21 protein-coding genes are annotated in these 19,692 nt (G+C 67.1%); 12 read left to right on the forward strand and 9 right to left on the reverse strand.

What is annotated here, in order from left to right; genetic code table 11:
- Positions 1 to 250 precede the first annotated feature (250 nt).
- From argB to slmA, 3 genes are read left to right on the forward strand one after another with little or no spacing between them, the layout of a single operon-like run.
- Positions 251 to 1,153, forward strand: a complete 903-nt coding sequence (argB, locus tag A6745_RS14940) for an acetylglutamate kinase (RefSeq protein ID WP_066128285.1) — start codon at positions 251 to 253, stop codon at positions 1,151 to 1,153.
- Positions 1,153 to 1,899 (forward strand): pyrimidine 5'-nucleotidase, encoded by a 747-nt coding sequence (locus A6745_RS14945; RefSeq protein ID WP_066128289.1) that lies wholly within the window; start codon positions 1,153 to 1,155, stop codon positions 1,897 to 1,899. The genes argB and A6745_RS14945 overlap by 1 nt, the downstream gene beginning before the upstream one ends.
- A gap of 48 nt (positions 1,900 to 1,947) precedes the next feature.
- On the forward strand, positions 1,948 to 2,529 hold the full coding sequence (gene slmA, locus A6745_RS14950; protein WP_066128291.1) for a nucleoid occlusion factor SlmA: 582 nt from the start codon (positions 1,948 to 1,950) through the stop codon (positions 2,527 to 2,529).
- Between the two features lie 76 nt (positions 2,530 to 2,605).
- On the opposite strand, the gene A6745_RS14955 is transcribed toward slmA, so the two are convergent.
- A complete protein-coding gene (locus A6745_RS14955) occupies positions 2,606 to 4,111 on the reverse strand; it encodes a DASS family sodium-coupled anion symporter (RefSeq protein WP_066128294.1) in 1,506 nt (501 codons plus the stop codon).
- A gap of 185 nt (positions 4,112 to 4,296) precedes the next feature.
- Here A6745_RS14955 and A6745_RS29565 point away from each other — a divergent pair, with 185 nt between their 5' ends.
- Positions 4,297 to 4,419 (forward strand): hypothetical protein, encoded by a 123-nt coding sequence (locus tag A6745_RS29565; protein ID WP_269148900.1) that lies wholly within the window; start codon positions 4,297 to 4,299, stop codon positions 4,417 to 4,419.
- A 34-nt stretch (positions 4,420 to 4,453) separates the two neighbouring features.
- Here A6745_RS29565 and rodA read toward each other — a convergent pair whose 3' ends face one another.
- The 5 genes from rodA to A6745_RS14980 form a co-directional block, all read right to left on the reverse strand.
- A complete protein-coding gene (rodA, locus tag A6745_RS14960; RefSeq protein ID WP_066128297.1) occupies positions 4,454 to 5,593 on the reverse strand; it encodes a rod shape-determining protein RodA in 1,140 nt (379 codons plus the stop codon).
- Positions 5,590 to 7,731 carry a penicillin-binding protein 2 gene (gene mrdA / locus A6745_RS14965; protein WP_066128300.1) on the reverse strand — a complete coding sequence of 714 codons (2,142 nt, stop codon included), beginning with the start codon at positions 7,729 to 7,731 and terminating at the stop codon, positions 5,590 to 5,592. The genes rodA and mrdA overlap by 4 nt, the downstream gene beginning before the upstream one ends.
- Positions 7,732 to 7,751: 20 nt before the next feature.
- Entirely contained in the window at positions 7,752 to 8,306 is a 555-nt protein-coding gene (mreD, locus tag A6745_RS14970) for a rod shape-determining protein MreD (protein ID WP_066128303.1), read from the reverse strand.
- Positions 8,293 to 9,180 (reverse strand): rod shape-determining protein MreC, encoded by an 888-nt coding sequence (gene mreC / locus A6745_RS14975; RefSeq protein WP_066128306.1) that lies wholly within the window; start codon positions 9,178 to 9,180, stop codon positions 8,293 to 8,295. The genes mreD and mreC overlap by 14 nt, the downstream gene beginning before the upstream one ends.
- A gap of 81 nt (positions 9,181 to 9,261) precedes the next feature.
- Positions 9,262 to 10,305: a rod shape-determining protein gene (locus A6745_RS14980; RefSeq protein ID WP_066128310.1), complete on the reverse strand. Its 1,044-nt coding sequence runs from the start codon at positions 10,303 to 10,305 to the stop codon at positions 9,262 to 9,264.
- Between the two features lie 254 nt (positions 10,306 to 10,559).
- On the opposite strand from A6745_RS14980, the gene gatC reads away from it, so the two are divergent.
- From gatC to A6745_RS15005, 5 genes are all read left to right on the forward strand, one after another.
- Positions 10,560 to 10,868 (forward strand): Asp-tRNA(Asn)/Glu-tRNA(Gln) amidotransferase subunit GatC, encoded by a 309-nt coding sequence (gene gatC / locus A6745_RS14985; protein ID WP_066128314.1) that lies wholly within the window; start codon positions 10,560 to 10,562, stop codon positions 10,866 to 10,868.
- A 3-nt stretch (positions 10,869 to 10,871) separates the two neighbouring features.
- Positions 10,872 to 12,455 (forward strand): Asp-tRNA(Asn)/Glu-tRNA(Gln) amidotransferase subunit GatA, encoded by a 1,584-nt coding sequence (gene gatA / locus A6745_RS14990; RefSeq protein ID WP_082853070.1) that lies wholly within the window; start codon positions 10,872 to 10,874, stop codon positions 12,453 to 12,455.
- A gap of 3 nt (positions 12,456 to 12,458) precedes the next feature.
- A complete protein-coding gene (gene gatB / locus A6745_RS14995) occupies positions 12,459 to 13,916 on the forward strand; it encodes an Asp-tRNA(Asn)/Glu-tRNA(Gln) amidotransferase subunit GatB (protein WP_066128317.1) in 1,458 nt (485 codons plus the stop codon).
- A gap of 218 nt (positions 13,917 to 14,134) precedes the next feature.
- On the forward strand, positions 14,135 to 14,446 hold the full coding sequence (locus A6745_RS15000) for a type II toxin-antitoxin system Phd/YefM family antitoxin (RefSeq protein ID WP_156513382.1): 312 nt from the start codon (positions 14,135 to 14,137) through the stop codon (positions 14,444 to 14,446).
- On the forward strand, positions 14,431 to 14,862 hold the full coding sequence (locus A6745_RS15005) for a PIN domain-containing protein (protein WP_066128323.1): 432 nt from the start codon (positions 14,431 to 14,433) through the stop codon (positions 14,860 to 14,862). The genes A6745_RS15000 and A6745_RS15005 overlap by 16 nt, the downstream gene beginning before the upstream one ends.
- Before the next feature lie 6 nt (positions 14,863 to 14,868).
- On the opposite strand, the gene pyrE is transcribed toward A6745_RS15005, so the two are convergent.
- Positions 14,869 to 15,549, reverse strand: a complete 681-nt coding sequence (pyrE, locus tag A6745_RS15010) for an orotate phosphoribosyltransferase (RefSeq protein ID WP_066128326.1) — start codon at positions 15,547 to 15,549, stop codon at positions 14,869 to 14,871.
- A gap of 181 nt (positions 15,550 to 15,730) precedes the next feature.
- Between pyrE and A6745_RS15015 the strand changes: the two genes are divergently transcribed.
- On the forward strand, positions 15,731 to 16,519 hold the full coding sequence (locus A6745_RS15015; RefSeq protein ID WP_066128328.1) for an exodeoxyribonuclease III: 789 nt from the start codon (positions 15,731 to 15,733) through the stop codon (positions 16,517 to 16,519).
- 4 nt (positions 16,520 to 16,523) lie between these two features.
- Positions 16,524 to 16,901, forward strand: coding sequence for a GFA family protein (locus A6745_RS15020; RefSeq protein WP_066128330.1), 378 nt, complete (start codon positions 16,524 to 16,526; stop codon positions 16,899 to 16,901).
- 6 nt (positions 16,902 to 16,907) lie between these two features.
- On the opposite strand, the gene A6745_RS15025 is transcribed toward A6745_RS15020, so the two are convergent.
- Both A6745_RS15025 and A6745_RS15030 read right to left on the reverse strand, forming a co-directional pair.
- Complete coding sequence (locus A6745_RS15025) at positions 16,908 to 17,276, reverse strand: VOC family protein (protein WP_066128333.1); 369 nt, start codon at positions 17,274 to 17,276, stop codon at positions 16,908 to 16,910.
- 72 nt (positions 17,277 to 17,348) lie between these two features.
- A complete protein-coding gene (locus A6745_RS15030) occupies positions 17,349 to 18,047 on the reverse strand; it encodes a helix-turn-helix transcriptional regulator (RefSeq protein WP_066128929.1) in 699 nt (232 codons plus the stop codon).
- A 226-nt stretch (positions 18,048 to 18,273) separates the two neighbouring features.
- Between A6745_RS15030 and A6745_RS15035 the strand changes: the two genes are divergently transcribed.
- Entirely contained in the window at positions 18,274 to 19,671 is a 1,398-nt protein-coding gene (locus A6745_RS15035) for an APC family permease (RefSeq protein ID WP_066128337.1), read from the forward strand.
- Positions 19,672 to 19,692 lie beyond the last annotated feature (21 nt).

Here is a 19,692-nt window from a genome sequence, read left to right on the forward strand (position 1 = left end):
ATGGGTAGCCTCTCTCGTTATGGGTATGAACGAATTGTGACGCGCGTTTGCGTAACCGGATGATGTCCGCCTCGCAGGCGCGCAGGGGTGCCAAATTTACCGGAACCGCGGCCGATTGTCGGGCATAAGGACATCGATTTGCGGCATAAGCCCTTCGGCAAGTCTACAATCTGCCTTATGCTTGACCCCGTGCCCATCCGCAAGGGGCAGGCATTTTTTCCATCTTTCACTTTCTTCCGTACTACGTGCCATGACCGACACCCCCGATCCTGCCGCTGCTTCGTCACCTGCCCTCAAGGCTGCCGTGCTCTCCGAGGCATTGCCCTATATCCGACGATTCCACGGCAAGACCATCGTGGTGAAGTACGGCGGCAACGCCATGACCGAAGAGCGCCTGCAGCGCAGCTTCGCCCACGACGTGGTGCTGCTCAAGCTGGTCGGGCTGAACCCCGTGGTGGTCCACGGCGGCGGCCCGCAGATCGACGACGCCCTGCGCCGCATCGGCAAGCAGGGCACCTTCATCCAGGGCATGCGCGTCACCGACGCCGAGACCATGGAAGTGGTCGAGTGGGTGCTGGGCGGCCAGGTCCAGCAGGACATCGTCATGATGATCAACGAGGTCGGCGGCAAGGCCGTGGGCCTCACCGGCAAGGACGGCGGTCTGATCCAGGCCCAGAAGAAGCTGATGGCCAACAAGGACAACCCCGCCGAACCGATCGACATCGGCTTCGTGGGCGACATCTCCCGCGTCGAGCCGGCCGTGGTGAAGGCCCTGCAGGACGACCAGTTCATTCCGGTCATCTCGCCCATCGGCTACGGTGAAGACGGCACCGCCTACAACATCAACGCCGACGTGGTCGCCGGCAAGATGGCCGAGGTGCTGGGCGCCGAGAAGCTGCTGATGATGACCAACACCCCGGGCGTGCTGGACAAGAGCGGCAACCTGCTGCGCAAGCTGTCCGCCCAGACCATCGACGAACTGTTCGCCGACGGCACCATCTCGGGCGGCATGCTGCCCAAGATCTCGTCCTCGCTGGACGCCGCCAAGAACGGCGTGAACGCCGTGCACATCGTCGATGGCCGCGTTCCCCACTGCCTGCTGCTCGAGATCCTGACCGACCAGGGCGTCGGCACGATGATCAGCGCCGTTTGATGCTGGCACGCAGGCATTTGCTGCGGCCCGCGGCGCGTCAGCGCCGCAGCCGCCGCGTGGCCACGGGCGCCCCGCAGCGCCTGTGGCTGTTCGACCTGGACAACACGCTGCACGACACCTCCCACGCCATCTTCCCGCGCATCGACCGGGGCATGACCGAGGCGGTGTCCGAAGCGCTGGGCGTCGACATCGACGAAGCCAACCTGCTGCGCCAGAAATACTGGAAGCGCTATGGCGCCACGGTCATCGGCCTGGTGCGCCACCACGGCGTCGACCCCCACGAATTCCTGCTGCGCAGCCACAGCTTCGACGTCGCGCCGCTGATCCGCGCCGAGCGCGGCCTGGCGCAGCGCCTGCGCAGCCTGCCCGGCCGCAAGGTGCTGCTGACCAACGCGCCCTTCCACTATGCCCGGGCGGTCTTGCGCCACCTGGGCATCCTGCAGCAGTTCGACAGCCTGTGGGCCATCGAACACATGCGCCTGCAAGGCGAGTTCCGGCCCAAACCGTCCGTCGCCCTGATGCGCTACGTCCTGGCGCGCGAAGGCGTGCCGGCGTCACGGACCGTGCTGGTGGAAGACACCCTGGCCAACCTGCGCGGCGCGCGGCAGGCCGGCGTGCGCACGGTGCATGTTTACCATCCGGGCACCCCGTTTGCGAAAGCCGCGCGCAGCCGTCCAAGTTATGTCGACTTACGAGTAAACTCGATTCGCGACCTGCTGCTGCGCCGCCGCCCCCTGCGCGGATGAGCGCAGGCCGGCTTTCCATCCACCGCCCACTAATTACAGGCCCCACCCATGGCCAGCAAACCCGGCGAAAGAAAGCACCAGATCCTGCAGATGCTGGCTGAGATGCTGGAACAGCCGCACGCTTCGCGCATCACCACGGCCGCCCTGGCGGCTCGCCTGCAGGTGTCCGAAGCCGCGCTGTACCGGCATTTCGCCAGCAAGGCCCAGATGTTCGAGGGCCTGATCGAATTCATCGAGACCAGCATCTTCACCCTGGTCAACCAGATCGGCGCCACCGAGCCCGACGGCCTGTCGCAGGCGCGCAAGACCCTCGGCATGCTGCTGGCCTTCTCCGAACGCAACCGCGGCATGACGCGCGTGCTGACGGGCGATGCCCTGGTCACCGAGGACAACCGGCTGCAGGAACGCATCAACCACGTCAACGACCGCATCGAGGCCACGCTGAAACAATGCCTGCGAAACGCGGTCAGCGAATCCGCCCTGCCCGCCGACACCAACGTGGCGGCGCACGCCAGCCTGCTGACCCATTTCGTGATGGGCCGCTGGCTGCGGTACGCCCAAAGCGGCTGGCGGGTGACGCCCACGGCCCATCTGGACGAACAGTTGCGCATCGTGCTGGGCCAGGCCTGACAGGCGCTGCCCGGAATGCGCAATGGCGCCTCGCGGCGCCATTGCGGCTTTCAGGCGGGAGGCGCTGCGTGCCCCATCACCAGATGCCCAGCAGCTTCCACCACATCACGCCCAGCACGGCATAGATGACGAGCTCGATCACGCACATGACGAAGCCCACGCGCCACCATGTGCCCAGCGTGACGTAGCCGCTGCCGAAGATGATGGGCGAGGTGCCCGTGGCATAGTGGGTCAGCGTCATCATGATGGTGGAGCCCGCCACCATCATCAACAGGAACGGCGTCAGGTACTGCGGCGGCACCAGGGCCGCGCCCACGGTCAGGAAGGCCAGCATCATGGCGCTGATGTGCGCGGTCGTGCTGGCGAAGAAGTAGTGGGAGAAGACGAACAGCAGCACCAGCAGCGCGGCCGCCGCCTCCCAGCCCAGACCGGCCGACACGATGCCGTTCTTCAGCAGGGCCGAGAACCAGGCGATGACGCCGGTCTTGTTCAGTTGCTCGGCCATCATGACCAGTGCGCCGAACCAGATCAGCGTATCCCAGGCGCTCTTCTCGGACAGCACGTCGTCCCAATCGATCGTGCCCGTGATGATGAGGATGAACAGGCCGACGAAGGCGACCACGGTGGGATCCAGCGTGAAGGCCGGACCGAACACCATGGCGGGCAGGTTGGCCCACAGCACCAGCAGGATGCCGAAGGTGCCGATCATGACCCGTTCGCCGCCCGACAGCGGCCCCATGCGCTGCAATTCGGTGCGGGCGTAATCCACCGCATCCGGCGTGGCCTTCACCTCGGGCGGCGCCAGCACCGACAGCAGCAGCGGCATCAGCAGCAGGCAGGTCAGGCCGGGCAGCAGCATGCACAGCGCCCAGGTGGTCCAGGACAGGTGCAGGCTTTGATTGGTGACCCGCGCGACGTAGTCGACCACCAGCGGGTTGGGCGCCGTGGCGGTGATGAACATGCCCGACGTGATGGTGTTGGCGTGCATGTTGACCAGCGACAGATAGGTGCCCATCTTGCGCTCGGTGCCCTTGGCCGGATCGGAGCCGAAGGCGCTGGCGATCGCCTTCATGATGGGATGCACGATGCCGCCGCCGCGCGCGGTGTTGCTGGGCGTGAACGGCGCGAGCACCAGTTCGCACACCGCCAGGCCGTAGCCGATGCCCACGGTCTTGCGCCCCAGGCGCGAGATGAACATCAGGCCGATGCGCTGGCCCAGCCCGGTCTTCTTCAGGCCGCGCGACACCAGGATCGCCACGACGATCAGCCAGATCAGGGGATTGGCCAGGCTGGACAGCGCATCGGCGATGGCGCCCTTGGACGAGGTGGAAGTGACTTGCGACAGCGCCACGATGGTCATGGCCATCATCGCCATGACGCCGATGGGCATCACCTTCAGGATGATCGCCAGGATGGTGGTGAGGAAGATGGCCACCAGCGCCCAGGCCTTGGGCGTCAGCCCGTCGGGCACGGGCAACAGCAGCATGAAGACCAGGAAGACCGTGGTGATGGCCGCGGGAACCAGGCGAAACGGCACGCTTTGCTGGAAATAGGCAAGCACGGCCTTCAGCCGATCGGGCATAACGAATTCCTTGCGAAGACAGGGTGCGGGGCGCCGGGTGTCAGCGCCGCCTGGACACCCGGATCGAGCGGGAATACCCCCGCCTCGGTGAAGTTCGTCGTACAGTCGAGAAACATTATCTGGCACACGTCCGACGCAGCGCAAGACGATCGCGGAACGACCGTCCAGCCACGTGGCAAGGCTACGTGAAAGAGCCGCTCTCCACCTTGATCCTGGTCAAGCCGCAGGCGCGCCAACCATGCCAGGCTGCCGGCCGCCGCGCCCTGGCGGCCGATCCGGGCGTGGCCGCGGGCGCGCTGGAAGAGTGATCGGGCAGGACCGCCGCGCCCAGGACGGGCGGCCCTACTTCTTCAGCGGCTTGTGATGCCTGCTGACGCTCATCATGATGCCGCACGCGATGCCCATGGTCAGCAGCGCGGTGCCGCCGTAGCTCATGAAGGGCAGCGGGACACCCACCACGGGCAGGATGCCCGTGACCATGCCGATGTTCACGAACACGTACATGAACATCATCATCGTCAGCGCGCCCGCCAGCAGGCGGCCGAACTGCGTGCTGCCGTTCTGTGCGATGGCCAGCCCCCGGGCGATCAGCAGGGCGTACAGCACCAGCAGCGCCACGCCGCCGTACATGCCGAACTCTTCGGCGAACACGGCGAACACGAAGTCGGTGGTGCGTTCCGGAATGAAATCCAGATGGGTCTGCGTGCCCTGCATGTAGCCCTTGCCGTACAGGCCGCCCGACCCCACCGCGATCATCGACTGGATGGTGTGGAAACCCTTGCCCAGCGGATCGGAGCTGGGGTTGAGCAGCGTGCAGACGCGATGCTTCTGGTAGTCGTGCAGCACCACCCAGTCGACCTCGGGCGTGCACAGATGGTCTTCGTTGTAGACCAGCGTGCCCAACCCCACCACGCCGGCCAGCACCACCGGAATCAGCAGCTTGAACGACAGGCCGGCGAAATAGATGACGAAGAAGCCGGCGCCGAAGACCAGCAGGGCCGTGCCCAGGTCGGGCTGCAGCACGATCAGGGCAAATGGCGCGGCCAGCATGGCCGCCGCGACAAAGAAGTCGATGATGCGCACCGCCCCTTCGTGACGCTGGAAGTACCAGGCCAGCATCATCGGCACGGCGATCTTCATCATCTCGGATGGCTGGATGCGCGTGACGCCCAGGTTCAGCCAGCGCGTGGCGCCCTTGCTTGTCTCGCCGAAGAATTCCACGCCCAGCAGCAGCACCACGCCGATGATGTAGAACGGCAGGGCCATCTTCATCAGCATATTGGGCGGCACCAGGGCCACGATCCACATGGCGACGAAGGCCGCCAGGAAGTTGCGCGACTGGTCGGCGAAGCGCCAGTCGGTGCTGCCCACGGCCGAATGCATCACCGTCAGCCCCAGGCCCGCGAACAGCAGCAGGATCAGCAGCAACGGCCAGTCGAAAGCCATCACCACCCGCAGCAACACCCGCCCGAGGCGCTTCATTCAGAGGCTCCGGATCGGGCGGCGGCCACGGCGGCGGCGTTCGGCCGGGCCGGCAACGCGGCCTCGGGCGGCGGCGTGGCGGGCCTGGCGGGCCGCGGGCCGGGCGAGGCAGGCGTGGTGGGTGTGACGGGCATGAGGGGCTTGGCGGATTTGGCGGCGGCCTGGCGCGCGGGGCGCAGGGCCTCGACGTCGCTGAACACCTGGGACGACACCACGCCAGGGGCGGCCGGCTCCCCGGCGACCGTGGCGCCGGCTTGGCCATCCTTGCCTTCGGCGCTGCGCGTGGGCTGGCGGCCTCGCTCGACCAGCCAGTAATCGAACACCTTGCGCGCCACCGGCGCGGCGACGCTGGCGCCCCACCCCGCGTTCTCGACGATCAGCGCCACCGCGATGCGCGGGTGGTCGACCGGCGCGAAGCCCATGAACAGGGCGTGGTCGCGCAGCCGCTCGGACACTTCCGAGGCGCGGTAGTGCGAGCCGCGCAGGCTGAACACCTGAGCCGTGCCCGTCTTGCCGGCCGCCTGGTAAGCCGTATTGGCGAAGGCGCGCCGCGCCGTCCCCGACTTGACCACGTCGGCCATGGCGGACTTGATGATGTCGACGTTCTGCTGCTTCAAGGGAATCTGGTAATCGGGCGCGGACTTGGTCTTCTCGGCCACGCCCGTGCGGGGATCGCGCACGGCATGCACCAGGTGCGGCTTGCGGTACAGGCCGCTGTTGGCCATGGTGGACGTGCCCTGCGCCAGTTGCAGCAGCGTGAAGGAGTTGTAGCCCTGCCCCACCGCCACGGAGATGGTCTCGCCGGCATACCAGCGTTGCCGCTCGCGATCCTTGTAAGCCTTGCGCTTCCATTCGGTGGACGGCAGCACGCCGGCCTTCTCGCCATCCAGGTCGATTCCCGTGATCTGGCCGAAACCGAACTGTTTGGTGAAATCGTGCAAGGCGTTGACGCCGATCTCGGGCCCCAGCGAGTAGAAATAGGTATCGGAAGACACCACGATGGCCTTGTGCATGTCCGTCATGCCGTAGGCCGCGCCCCCGGCGTTGCGGAACCGCTGGCCGCCGAATTCGTAGTAGCCGGGATCGGCGATGCGCTCGGTGGCGCTGCGCTTGCCCAGTTCCAGGGCCGCCAGGCCCACGAACGGCTTGTAGGTGGAGCCGATGGGATAGGTGCCGTACAGCGGCCGGTTGATCAGCGGATGATCGGGGGATTCGTTCAGCAGCTTCCAGTTCTCGACGTCGATGCCGTCGACGAACAGGTTGGGGTCGAACGAGGGCTGCGACACGAAGGCCAGCACCTCGCCGGTATCGGGATCGATCGCCACCAGCGCGCCGCGGCGGCCTTCGAAGGCCTCTTCGGCGACGCGCTGCAGGCCCATGTCGATGGACAGCATGATGTCGGAGCCCGGCACCGGATCCGTGCGGCGCAGCGTGCGCACCGGCCGCCCGCCCGCGGTGACTTCGACTTCTTCCACCCCGGTGCGGCCATGCAGCTGGCTTTCCCAGGATTTCTCGATGCCCTTCTTGCCGATGACGTCGGTGCCACGGTAGTTGCCGGACTCGCCCGCGCGGTCCAGTTCGTCGAGGTCGCTCTCGGCGATGCGGCCGATGTAGCCCACCACGTGGCCGGCGGCGGCGCCCTGCGGATACTCGCGCACCCAGCGCGCACGCAGTTCGACGCCGGGGAACTCGAAGGCGTGCGCGGCGAACCAGGCCGCCTCGGTGTCGTTCAGGTTGTTGCGCAGCGTCAGCGTGGCATAGCGGCCCGACTCGCCGACAAGGCGGCGGAACTTGCGCTGGTCGTTGGGGCTGAGATAGACCACCTGCGACAGCCGATCGAACAGATTGCCCAGATCGCCGGCGCGGGCCGGCACGACGTCCAGCGTGTAAGTGCGGTAGTTGCGGGCCAGAACCTCGCCGTTGCGGTCGAGGATCTCGCCGCGCCGCGGCGGGATGGGCACGACCGCGATGCGGTTGCGGTCGGCCCGCTGCGACAGGCCTTCGTACCGGTCGACCTGCAGATACCAGAAGCGCCCGATCAAGACGCCGAAGCACAACAACGCCACTGCCGCGCCTACCCAGGCGCGCAGCCGGAAGCGCTGCTTCTGCTGCTGACCGGTCTTCTTGAATTCGAACATTTATAACCGCCGCCTGGCGCCTAGCCAGCGGAAGATTCCACATCGTCGAGGCGGCGCTGAGGCAACAGCAGCACCCAACCCACCATGGGCCAGATCGCCGCCGTCAACAGCGCACCCAGGGCCCAGTTCCAGCCGGGCCAGCGACCCGCCAGCCAGGCCAGCACGATCTGCGTGGCGAACTGGGACAGCAGGAACACGGGAAGCATGTGCATCGCCTGGCTCCAGAGCTCGAAGCGCTGCAGGCGCCGATAGAGCGCCACCGACCCGTATGCCACCAGAGTATAGGCCAGAGCATGGCCGCCCAGCAGGCCGGCGTCGTGCACGTCCAGCAGCAGGCCGAAGACGAAGGCCGTGACCAGGCCGACGCGGCGCGGCTCGTGCGCGCACCAGAAGGCGATGACCAGCGCCAGGATGTCGGGCGCGGCCGTCCACTGCCGCCAAGGCAGCAGCGACACCAGCCACACCAGCAGCAGCGTGCCCCAGACGAATGCGCCGTGCGCCGGATGCACCAGCCGTTCGGGATGCACGTTGCTGGGCGTGCCCAGGCGGCGCGCGGGCGGTTTACTGCGGTCCATCGCCGTCGGCCTCCTGCTGGTTGGATCTGGCTTGCGCCACGTCGGCCTGCAGGACCAGGAAATGCCGGTAACGTTCGGGATGCGCCAGCGGCTCGGCCAAGGCGCGCGCGAAGCCCGACGACGTATCGCGCTGGACGGCCGTGACGCGCCCCACCGGCAGACCGGCCGGGAACAGGCCGCCCACGCCGCTGGTGACCATGGTGTCGCCCTCGCGGATGTCGGCATTGGCCGCCAGGTAACGCACCTCGATCGTGCCCGGCGTGTTGGCGCCGAAGGCGATCAGCCGCAGGCCGTTGCGCAGCACCTGCACGGGAATGGAGACACGTTCGTCGGTGACCAGGGCAGCTTCGGCCGTCATGGGCGTGGTGCGCACGATCTGGCCGACCACCCCGCCTTCGTCGATGACGGGCATGCCCGCCGCCAGGCCCGCGCGGCTGCCCTTGTTGAACACCAGGCGCTGCTGGAAGGCGTCTGGCGGCTCGTACAACACCTCGACCACCACCGCCGGCGCGGGCGATGCGTCGGCGACGCCCAAGAGGCGGCGCAATTGGGCGTTCTCGGCGGCCAGTTGCGCGGCATGCGAACTGACCTGCGCCAGCTCGATGCGCTGGCGCTGCAAGGCTTCGTTCTCGGTACGGATCAGGTTGGCGGCGTTGACCCATTCGTCGACCTGGCTGACCAGGTCGCGCGGCGCCATGACGGCGCGCTGGAATGGGTAAAGCGCGATCGCCACCGCGCCACGGACCGGTTCCAGCACGCGCAGGCGCGAGTCGACGATCAGCAGCGTCAGCGCCAGCACCACCAGCACGGCCAGGCGAACCTCGGCCGGCGGGCCGCGCCGGAATAGCGGGGGAGTGGTCCCTTGTCGTTGCATCGAATTCAGCCCGGACCCTGCCGCCCGCAACCGCTGCGCCTACCGGCGCGAGCGAGGCGCGCGCCGGCCGACGGAACAGACTCAGTCGTTGATGAAGATGGCGCCGAGTTTTTCAAGGTGTTCCAGCGCCTCGCCGCAGCCACGGACCACGCAAGTGAGCGGATCGTCGGCCACCACGACCGGCAGGCCGGTCTCTTCCTGCAGCAGGCGGTCGAGATCGCGCAACAACGCGCCACCGCCGGTCAGGGCGATGCCCTTGTCGGTGATGTCGGCGCCGAGTTCGGGCGGGGTCTGTTCCAGCGCGATCTTCACGGCCGACACGATCTGGTTCAGCGGATCGGTCAGGGATTCGAGGATCTCGTTGGACGACACCGTGAAGCTGCGCGGCACGCCTTCGGCCAGATTGCGGCCCTTGACCTCGATCTCGCGGACTTCGGACCCCGGGAACGCGGAACCGATTTCCTTCTTGATGAGTTCGGCGGTGGGCTCGCCGATCAGCATGCCGTAGTTGCGGCGGATGTAGTTGACGATGGCCTCGTCGAACTTGTCGCCGCCCACGCGCACCGAGCCCTTGTAGACCATGCCGCCCAGCGAGATGACCGCCACCTCGGTGGTGCCGCCGCCGATGTCGACCACCATCGAGCCGCTGGCGTCGGAAACCGCCAGGCCGGCGCCGATGGCGGCCGCCATGGGCTCTTCGATGAGGTACACGTGCGAGGCGCCCGCGCCCAGCGCGGATTCGCGGATGGCGCGGCGCTCGACCTGGGTGGAGCCGCACGGCACGCACACGATGATGCGCGGGCTGGGGGCCAGCATGTTGCGCGGGTGCACCATGCGGATGAACTGCTTGAGCATCTGCTCGGTGACGGTGAAGTCGGCGATGACGCCGTCCTTCATCGGGCGGATGGCTTCGATGTTGCCCGGCACGCGGCCGAGCATCTGTTTGGCCTCCCTGCCGACGGCCTGGATGATTTTCTTGCCGTTGGGCCCGCCTTCATGGCGGATGGCGACGACGGACGGCTCGTCCAGAACGATGCCCTTGCCACGGACGTAGATCAGCGTGTTGGCGGTACCGAGGTCGATCGCCATGTCGCTGGAGAAATAACTGCGGAGGAATCCGAACATAGAGCTCAGCGAGATTCAGAAATTAGGGTCATGTCGCGTGCTCAGGCTTCGCGTGTGGCTGCGCGCCCGGCCCGGTCGCCGTGTTTGCCGGACGTACAATGACCTCGGCGATTAAACCGTGAATCATAACTTATAATTTCGCCGGAAATAGCGTCAAAATGCAGGCTATTCAAGCTTTGTAACGGGTCCGGCCTGTACATACTGATGCCCGCGCGGCGCCTCCGCCCGCCCTCCATTCTCCCCCATCGCGCCCCATGGATCTCAACGAACAAGACGTCGCCCGCATCGCCCGGCTGGCCAGAATCGAATTGACCCCCGAGCAGCGCGGCCGCGCGCAGCAGGAACTCAATGGCATCCTGCACCTGATCGAGCGTCTGCAGTCGGTGGACACGCAAGGCGTCGAACCGCTGGCCCACCCGCTGTCCGCCCGCGAAGACGTGGTGCTGCGCCTGCGCGACGACGTCGCCACCGAGCCGTCGTCCGAAGCCCGCCGCGACGAGCTGCTGGCCAACGCGCCCGACGCGCAGGCCGGCCTGTTCCTGGTTCCCAAGGTCATCGAGTAAACCATGTCGACTTCCGCATTGCACAACGAATTCGACGGCATCGCCGGCCTGCGCGGCGCGCTGGCGCAGCGCCGCGTCAGCGCGGTCGAGCTGGCCAGCAGCGCCCTGGCCGCGGCCGATGCCGCCAGCGGCCTCAACGCCTTCCTGCACATCGACGCCGAGCTCACCCTGGCCGAGGCCGCCGCGGCCGACGCGGCCCTGGCCGCCGGCACCGCCGGCCCGCTGGCCGGCATTCCCATCGCCCACAAAGACGTGTTCGTCACGCGCGGCTGGCGCACCACCGCCGCCAGCAAGATGCTGGCCGGCTACGTCAGCCCCTTCGACGCCACCGTCGTGCAGCGCCTGGCCCAGGCAGGCGCCGTCTCGCTGGGCAAGCTGAACTGCGACGAGTTCGCCATGGGTTCGGGCAACGAGAATTCGGCTTTCGGCGCGGTCCGCAACCCGTGGGACACGAACGCCGTGCCGGGCGGCTCGTCGGGCGGCTCGGCCGTGGCCGTGGCCGCGCGCCTGGTGGCCGCCGCCACCGGCACCGACACCGGCGGCTCGGTGCGCCAGCCCGCCGCGCTGTGCGGCGTCAGCGGCATCAAGCCCACCTACGGCACCGTATCGCGCTTCGGCATGGTGGCTTTCGGCTCCAGCCTCGACCAGGCCGGCCCGCTGGCGCGATCCAGCCGCGACCTGCTCGAACTGCTCGACGTCATGGGCGGCTTCGATTCCCAGGACGCCACCAGCGTCGAAACCTGCGACGGCGTGGCCAACCGGCCCGGCCGTGTGCGCGACGCCTTCGACGCCGCGCAGCAGCGCTACGACGCCGCCGGCAGCCTGCCCCTGAAGGGCCTGCGCATCGGCGTGCCGCAAGAGTTCTTCGGCAACGGCCTGGCGCCCGACGTGGCCGCCGCCATCGAGGCCGCGCTGAAGCAGTTCGAGGCCCTGGGCGCGCAGCGCGTGGCCATCTCGCTGCCGCGCACCGAGCTGTCCATTCCCGCCTACTACGTCATCGCGCCGGCCGAGGCCTCGAGCAACCTGTCGCGCTACGACGGCGTGCGCTACGGCCACCGCGCCGCGCAGTACGCCGACCTGACCGAGATGATCAGCCGCTCGCGCGCCGAAGGCTTCGGCGACGAAGTCAAGCGCCGCATCCTGATCGGCGCCTACGTGCTGTCGCATGGCTACTACGACGCGTACTACCTGCAGGCCCAGCGCCTGCGCCGCATGATCGCGCAGGACTTCCAGCGCGCCTTCGCCGACCACTGCGACGTCATCATGGGCCCGGTCACGCCCACGGTGGCCAAGAACATCGGCGACAACCGCGACGATCCCACCGCCGACTGGCTGGCCGACGTCTACACGCTGGGCGTCAGTCTGGCCGGCCTGCCCGCGATGTCGGTTCCGTGCGGCTTTGGCCAGGGTCATCGCCCCGTCGGCCTGCAGATCGTCGGCAACTACTTCGACGAAGGCCGCCTGCTGGCCATCGCCGACCGCTATCAACAAGTCACCGATTGGCACCAGCAGGTGCCCCCCGAGGGGGCTGCCAGCGCCTTGGGGCGGCCCGGCGCCGCTGGCACTCCCTCTGCACAGGACGAATGAAAGATGGATTGGGAAATCGTCATCGGCCTGGAAACGCACACCCAGCTTTCCACCGACTCCAAGATCTTCTCGGGCAGCAGCACCCGCTTCGGCGCCGCGCCCAACACCCAGGCCAACGTGGTCGACCTGGCGCTGCCGGGCAGCCTGCCCGTGATGAACCGCGGCGCGGCCGAACGCGCCATCCGCTTCGGCCTGGCCGTGGGGGCCACCGTGGCGCCGCGCTCGGTGTTCGCGCGCAAGAACTACTTCTACCCCGACCTGCCCAAGGGCTACCAGATCAGCCAGTACGAGCTGCCAGTGGTCATCGGCGGCTCGCTCTCGTTCTTCGTGGGCGAGGAAGAGAAAACCGTCAACCTGACGCGCGCCCACCTGGAAGAAGACGCCGGCAAGTCGCTGCATGACGCGTACTCGCTGGCCGACGGCCGGCCGGGCAGCGGCATCGACCTGAACCGCGCCGGCACGCCGCTGCTGGAAATCGTCACCGAGCCCGAGATGCGCAGCGCCGCCGAAGCCGTGGCCTACGCGCGCGCGCTGCACGGCCTGGTGGTGTGGCTGGGCATCTGCGACGGCAACATGCAGGAAGGCTCGTTCCGCTGCGACGCCAACGTGTCCGTGCGCCCGCGCGGCCAGAAGGAATTCGGCACGCGCACCGAAATCAAGAACGTCAACTCGTTCCGCTTCCTCGAACGCGCGATCCTGTTCGAGGCGCGCCGCCAGATCGAGCTGATCGAAGACGGCGGCACGGTCGTGCAGGAAACCCGCCTGTATGACGCCGACCGCGACGAAACGCGCAGCATGCGCAGCAAGGAAGACGCGCACGATTACCGCTACTTCCCCGATCCCGACCTGCCCCCGCTGGTCATCTCCCGCGAATGGGTCGAGGAAGTGCGCGCCGGCATGCCCGAGCTGCCCGCCGCGCTGCGCCAGCGTTTCGAGGCCGACTACGGCCTGTCCGCGTATGACGCCGCGCAACTGACCGCCAGCCGCGACATGGCCGCCTACTTCGAAGCCGTGGCCGGCGCCCTGCCCGCGGGCCAGGCCAAGGTGGCCGCCAACTGGGTGATGGGCTCGGTCGCCGCCACCCTGAACCGCGAAGAGAAGGAACTGGCCGACGCGCCGGTGCAGGCCGCCGCGCTGGCCGCGCTGCTGGGCCGCGTCCTGGACGGCACCATCTCGAACAACGCCGCCCGCACGGTCTTCGCGGACATGTGGGCCGGCGAACACGGCGGCCAACCCGACGCCATCATCGAGGCGCGCGGCCTGAAGCAGATCAGCGACACCGGCGCCATCGGCGCCATGATCGACGACGTCCTGGCCGCCAACCCGGCCATCGTGGCCGAGTACCGCGCGGGCAAGCAGAAGGCCTTCAACTCGCTGGTCGGCCAGATCATGAAGGCCGCGAAGGGCAAAGCCAACCCGCAGCAGGTGAATGACCTGCTGAAGCAGAAACTGGACGCCTGATCGGGCGGCTTGCTCTGCATGACAAACAGGCGACCCGCGGGTCGCCTGTTTTTTTGCCCTGAGGGTCATCAGGATGGACAAATCGAGCCAGGGTTTCTCAGTCCGATATCGGCATGCCCGGCAGCCGGAAACAGACCTGCCGTGCAACGATGATGCATCTGACTGCTCGATAACCCCCGTCATCCGCTGACGACACTTTCGTATAGGGACTACCCATCATGCGCCGGATCGATATCCCCGACCTGCTCACGCCAACCGTAGATCTTCAAGAGTTTCGCGCGGCATTGGACGAATACATCGCATCAGGAATGCCCATCATGGTTACGCAGTCCGGAAAAACCGCCGGCTACTTCATTCCGGCCCGGAAGCCGCCCGCGCAATCCATGAGGAAACAGGATCTGGCTGAAGATGCCTTCGCCGATCTGCTGGACGACCATGAAATGGACGAGGTCATCGCCGAGTTCGAGATGCTGCGCAAGCAAGCGCGCCCATCCAGCCGTCGCGCAACTGACGCATGCGCGAACGTCTGATCGTGCTGGATGCCAACATCCTCATTCGAGCAACGCTCGGCCAGCGCGTGCGCAGAATTCTCGCGGCATATGAACCCGCGTCTGAGTTTCTGACACCCAACACCGCTTACGACGAAGTACGAAAACACCTGCCCGGGCTGATGAGTAAGCGAGGGGCTCCTGCACGACGTCACGAATCCATGCTGGACACGCTGACGTCCGTAACCATCGTCGATCGGGGCACCTATGCTTCGGCCTGCGCGCGGGCGCAGGCCCGCATCAACCACAGGGACCCAGACGATTGGCCCGTGCTGGCCTGCGCGTTGGCACATGGCTACCCCATCTGGACGGAAGACAGGGACTTCTTCGGAACCGGCGTAGCCACCTGGACCACCGATCGGATCGAATTGTTCGTCAACGAGTCAGGCGTCGCCTGACTCGCGTTACACCACCCCGTACTTCGCCCGATACGCCAGCACCGCGTCGCGGTTCTCGGCGAACTGCGCGTCCTGCTGCAGCAGGCCCAGGATGTCGCCCAGGTTGGCGATGCTGACCACCGGCATGCCGTAGGTGCGGGCCACTTCCTGAACGGCCGAGTGCGGCGACAGCGCGTCGTCGGCGCCGGCGCGCTCCATGCGGTCCATCGCGATCAGCACGGCGGCGGGTTCGGCGCCCGCGGCGCGGATGATTTCCACCGACTCGCGCACCGAGGTGCCGGCGGTGATGACGTCATCGATGATGACGACTCGGCCCTGCAGGGGCGCGCCCACCAGGGTGCCGCCCTCGCCATGGTCCTTCGCTTCCTTGCGGTTGTAGGCGAAGGGCACGTCGCGGCCCTGCATGCCGGGATGGCCGGCCAGCGCCACCGCGGTGGCCGTGGCCAGCGGAATGCCCTTGTAGGCCGGGCCGAACAGCATGTCGAACGAAATGCCCGACTCCACCAGCGACTGCGCATAGAACTGCGCCAGCCTGCCCACCGAACGGCCGCTGTTGAACAGGCCGGCGTTGAAGAAATAGGGGCTGATGCGGCCCGACTTGACCTTGAAGCTGCCGAAGCGCAGCACGCCCTCGTCCAGGGCGAAACGAACGAAATCGGCGGAAGTGGAGGAAGGGGTAGCGGCCATGCGGAGATCCGGAAAAGTGCTTGCGGGCGGTTCTGGGGAATACCGCCATTATCGGCGATCCTGCGAATCGCATGGGTGGCCCCGCCGTCCGGCTCGGTTAAAGTCGTGGGTTAGCCCTGCCCGCTTGCCGCCCCCCGCTTGGGCGGCGTCCAAGCCGGCCCCAGAACGACAGGAGTTTCCCGTGCTGCGCATCACCTCGATCAATCTCAACGGCATCCGCTCGGCCTTCCGCAAGGGCCTGCAGCCCTGGATGGCCACCCACGACGCCGACGTGCTGTGCCTGCAGGAAATCAAGGTGTCCCACGAGGACCTGACCGACGACCTGCGCCACCCGCCCGGCTACAACGGCCACTTCTGCCATGCCACGAAAAAGGGCTACAGCGGCGTGGGCATCTACCTGAAGCAGCCGGCCGAGAATGTCGCCACGGGCCTGAACTGCGAAGAGTTCGACCCCGAAGGCCGCATCATCCGCGCCGACTGGAAAACGTTGTCGGTCATCAGCGCCTACCTGCCCTCGGGCTCCAGCGGCGACGAGCGCCAGCAGGCCAAGTACCGCTTCCTGGACCGCTTCGGCCCGTGGCTGGACGCCATGATGGAAGAGCATCGCAGCACCGGCCGCGAGTTCGTCATCTGCGGCGACTGGAACATCGCCCACAAAGAGATCGACCTGAAGAACTGGAAGGGCAACCTGAAGAACTCGGGCTTCCTGCCCGAAGAGCGCGCCTGGCTGACCGACGTGTTCGACAAGCGCGGCTTCGTGGACGTGTTCCGCCAACTGGACGACCGGCCCGACCAATACACCTGGTGGAGCAACCGCGGCCAGGCCTGGGCCAAGAACGTGGGGTGGCGGATCGACTACCAGATCTGCACGCCTGGCATCGCCAGGAGCGCCCGCTCCACGTCCATCTACAAGGACGAACGCTTCAGCGACCACGCGCCCCTGACGGTGGATTACGACTGGACGCTGTGACGCCATGCCGGTCTACCAGGGATCGTGCCATTGCGGCGCCTGCCGGTTCGAGGTCGAACTCGAACCGGACCACGTGCGCTGCTGCAATTGCTCGGTCTGCCGGCGGCGCGGCGCGCTGATCCACCGCGTGCCGGCATCGGCGCTGCGCCTGCTGACGCCGTTGGCGGACCTGAAGGTGTATGAATGGGGCAGCCGCACCGGCCGCGACTATTTCTGCGGCGTCTGCGGCATCCTGCCCTTTCGCAAGCCCAGCGCGCCCACGCCGGCAGAACGCGCCGCGGGCATGACACCCTTCGAAGGCTGGGCCATCAACGTGCGCTGCCTGGAAGGCATCGACCTGGCGGCCATCCCGGTCAAGCGGGTGGACGGCGCGGCGCTGTAGCCGCCATTACGCCAACAGGGCATACACCCGCAACCGGTGCCCGTCCGGGTCCAATGCCAGGAACGTGCGGCCGAAATCCATATCCGTGGGCGGTTGCGCGATACTGACGCCGCGCGCCGTCCAGTCGGCATGCACGGCATCCACCTGGTCCACGTACTTCATCGGAAAACCCAGCTCCGTGCAGCCGGCCGAGGCCACCGGACGGGGCTTGACCGCAGGCTTGGCCCACAGCCCCAGCTTCAGGCCGGAATTCAGCACGAACAGCACGAAACCCGGGCTGGCCTCGATCGGCTGGGTGTCCAGCAGGCCCGCGTAGAAACGGCCGCTGGCCTCGGGATTGTCGACGTACAGAATGAGTTGATTCGGGTGCTGCATGAGGGGTGACTCCCTGGGGGTTGATTGACCGGAGGGAATGATAGGCACCCATGCTGCCAGTTTATGGCAGCATCAATCCAGGGAGCGGGCCTGCTGTTCGCGCACCTTCCACTCCTTCAGCAAGGCATGGCGGCGGCGCGGGTAGCGTATCTCCTGCGGCACGGCATTGGCGATGCGGTCGACGCGAAAATGGCGGTAGCCCTGCCGCAACTCGCACCAGCCCAGCACGATGCGCACGCGGTCGAAAAAGGCCAGGCCGAACGGCCAGATCAGGCGGCGCGATTCCGCGCCGGCCTCGTCCCGATAGCCGATCTCCAGCTTCTGCTCGGCCCGGATGGCCTGGCGGATGACGGCCAGTTCGACCCCATCGGGAGGAATGGCTTCGGCGGGCGGCGCCACCATCAGCGTCGAGGCATCCAGCCCCGCGCGCAGATCGTCGGGCAGCACCGCGGCAATGCGCGCCAGGGCATTGCGCGCGGCATCGCGCAGGCGGTGATCGGTGCGCTCGGCCACCCACAACGACCCCAGCACCAGCGCCTCGATCTCGTCCTCGGTGAACATCAGGGGCGGCAGCATGAAGCCGGGCCGCAGCACGTAGCCCACGCCGGGTTCGCCCTCGATGTGCGCGCCCTGCGCCTGCAGGGTGGCGATGTCCCGGTACAGCGTGCGCAGGCTGACGCCCAGCTCGGCCGCCAGCGCACGGCCGCTGACCGGCAACCGGTGGCGGCGCAGCACTTGCAGCAGATCGAACAGGCGGGCGGAGCGTGACATGGCGCGCATGCTACGCCAAACCGCCTGTCAACGAGCGATTCATCGACGCCGCCGCGTCATGGCAGGCGCCGGAAGGAGGGCTTTCAGCACGCCGTGGCGGGCTTCACTTTCCCCGACAACTTAGACATTTCGTTTCACCGCAATTACGGTTACATCCCTCTTCCCTGCGTAGAATTTATCGGGACACACCACGCTGTATCCCCCATAACATTCCCGGAGAAGCACGATGGCCACTGCAGAAGCCACCACGACAGGTCAGGACACCCAACTGAAACGGGTGATGGGTCCGAAGCTGCTGCTGCTGTTCATCGTCGGCGACATTCTGGGCACCGGGGTCTATGCGCTGACCGGGCAGGTGGCGGCCGAAGTGGGCGGGGCGGCCTGGGCGCCCTTCCTGGTCGCCTTCGCGGTGGCGCTGCTCACCGCCTTCTCGTATCTCGAACTGGTCACCAAATACCCGAAAGCCGCCGGCGCCGCCCTGTATGTGCACAAGGCGTTCGGCGTGCACTTCCTCACCTTCATCATCTGTTTTGCCGTGATGTGCTCGGGCCTGACCTCGGCCGCCACGGCCTCCAACGCCTTCGCGGCCAACCTTTTCGCGGCGATGGGCATGAAGGCCGACGCCGGCATGGTCACCCTGGGCGCGGTGGGCTTCATGCTGCTGGTGATGATCGTCAACTTCCGCGGCGTGTCCGAAAGCGTGAAGGCCAACGTCGTGCTGACGCTGATCGAACTGAGCGGGCTGCTGCTGGTGATCGGCCTGGGCTTCTACGCCATCGCGGGCGGCCAGGCGGACTTCTCGCGGGTGGTGGCCTTCGATACGCCCGAGGACAAGAGCGTGTTCCTGGCGGTGACTTCGGCCACCGCGCTGGCCTTCTTCGCCATGGTGGGCTTCGAGGACTCGGTGAACATGGCCGAGGAGACGCATAATCCCAACAAGATCTTCCCCAAGGTGATGCTGACCGGCCTGGGCATCACGGCCGTCATCTACGTGCTGGTGTCGATCTGCGCCGTGGCGCTGATTCCGGTGGGCGAACTGGCGGCCAGCAAGACGCCGCTGGTGCTGGTGGTGCAGCGCGCCGCGCCGGGCCTGCCCATGGGCACCATCATGCCCATCATCTCGATGTTCGCGGTGGCCAACTCGGCGCTGATCAACATGATGATGGCCAGCCGCCTGCTGTACGGCATGTCGCGCCAGGGGGTGTTGCCCAAGTTCCTGGCCAGCGTCCATGAACGCACCCGTACCCCATGGGCCGCCATCCTGTTCACCACGGCGTTGGGCCTGGGCCTGATCATCCTGGTGTCGAACTCGGATTCCGAGGCCATCCGCTCGCTGGGCGGCACCACCGCGCTGCTGCTGCTGGGCGTGTTCGCCTTCGTGAACGTGGCCGTGCTGGTGCTGCGCCGCGACAAGGTGGAGCACGAGCATTTCCGCATCCAGACCTTCTTCCCGTGGCTGGGCGCGATCGCCTGCATTTTCCTGGTGACGCCCGTGACCGGCCGCGACGTCATCCAGTATCAGGTGGCCGGCTGGCTGCTGCTGCTGGGCGTGGTGATGTGGGGCATCACCATGCTGGTGAACCGCAACCACGCGCGCCTGGATCCATCGAAACTGGAGGATTGAGCCACTGCAGTGACACCGGAG

Source organism: Bordetella ansorpii, from assembly GCF_900078705.1.
GTDB lineage: Bacteria > Pseudomonadota > Gammaproteobacteria > Burkholderiales > Burkholderiaceae_B > Bordetella > Bordetella ansorpii_A.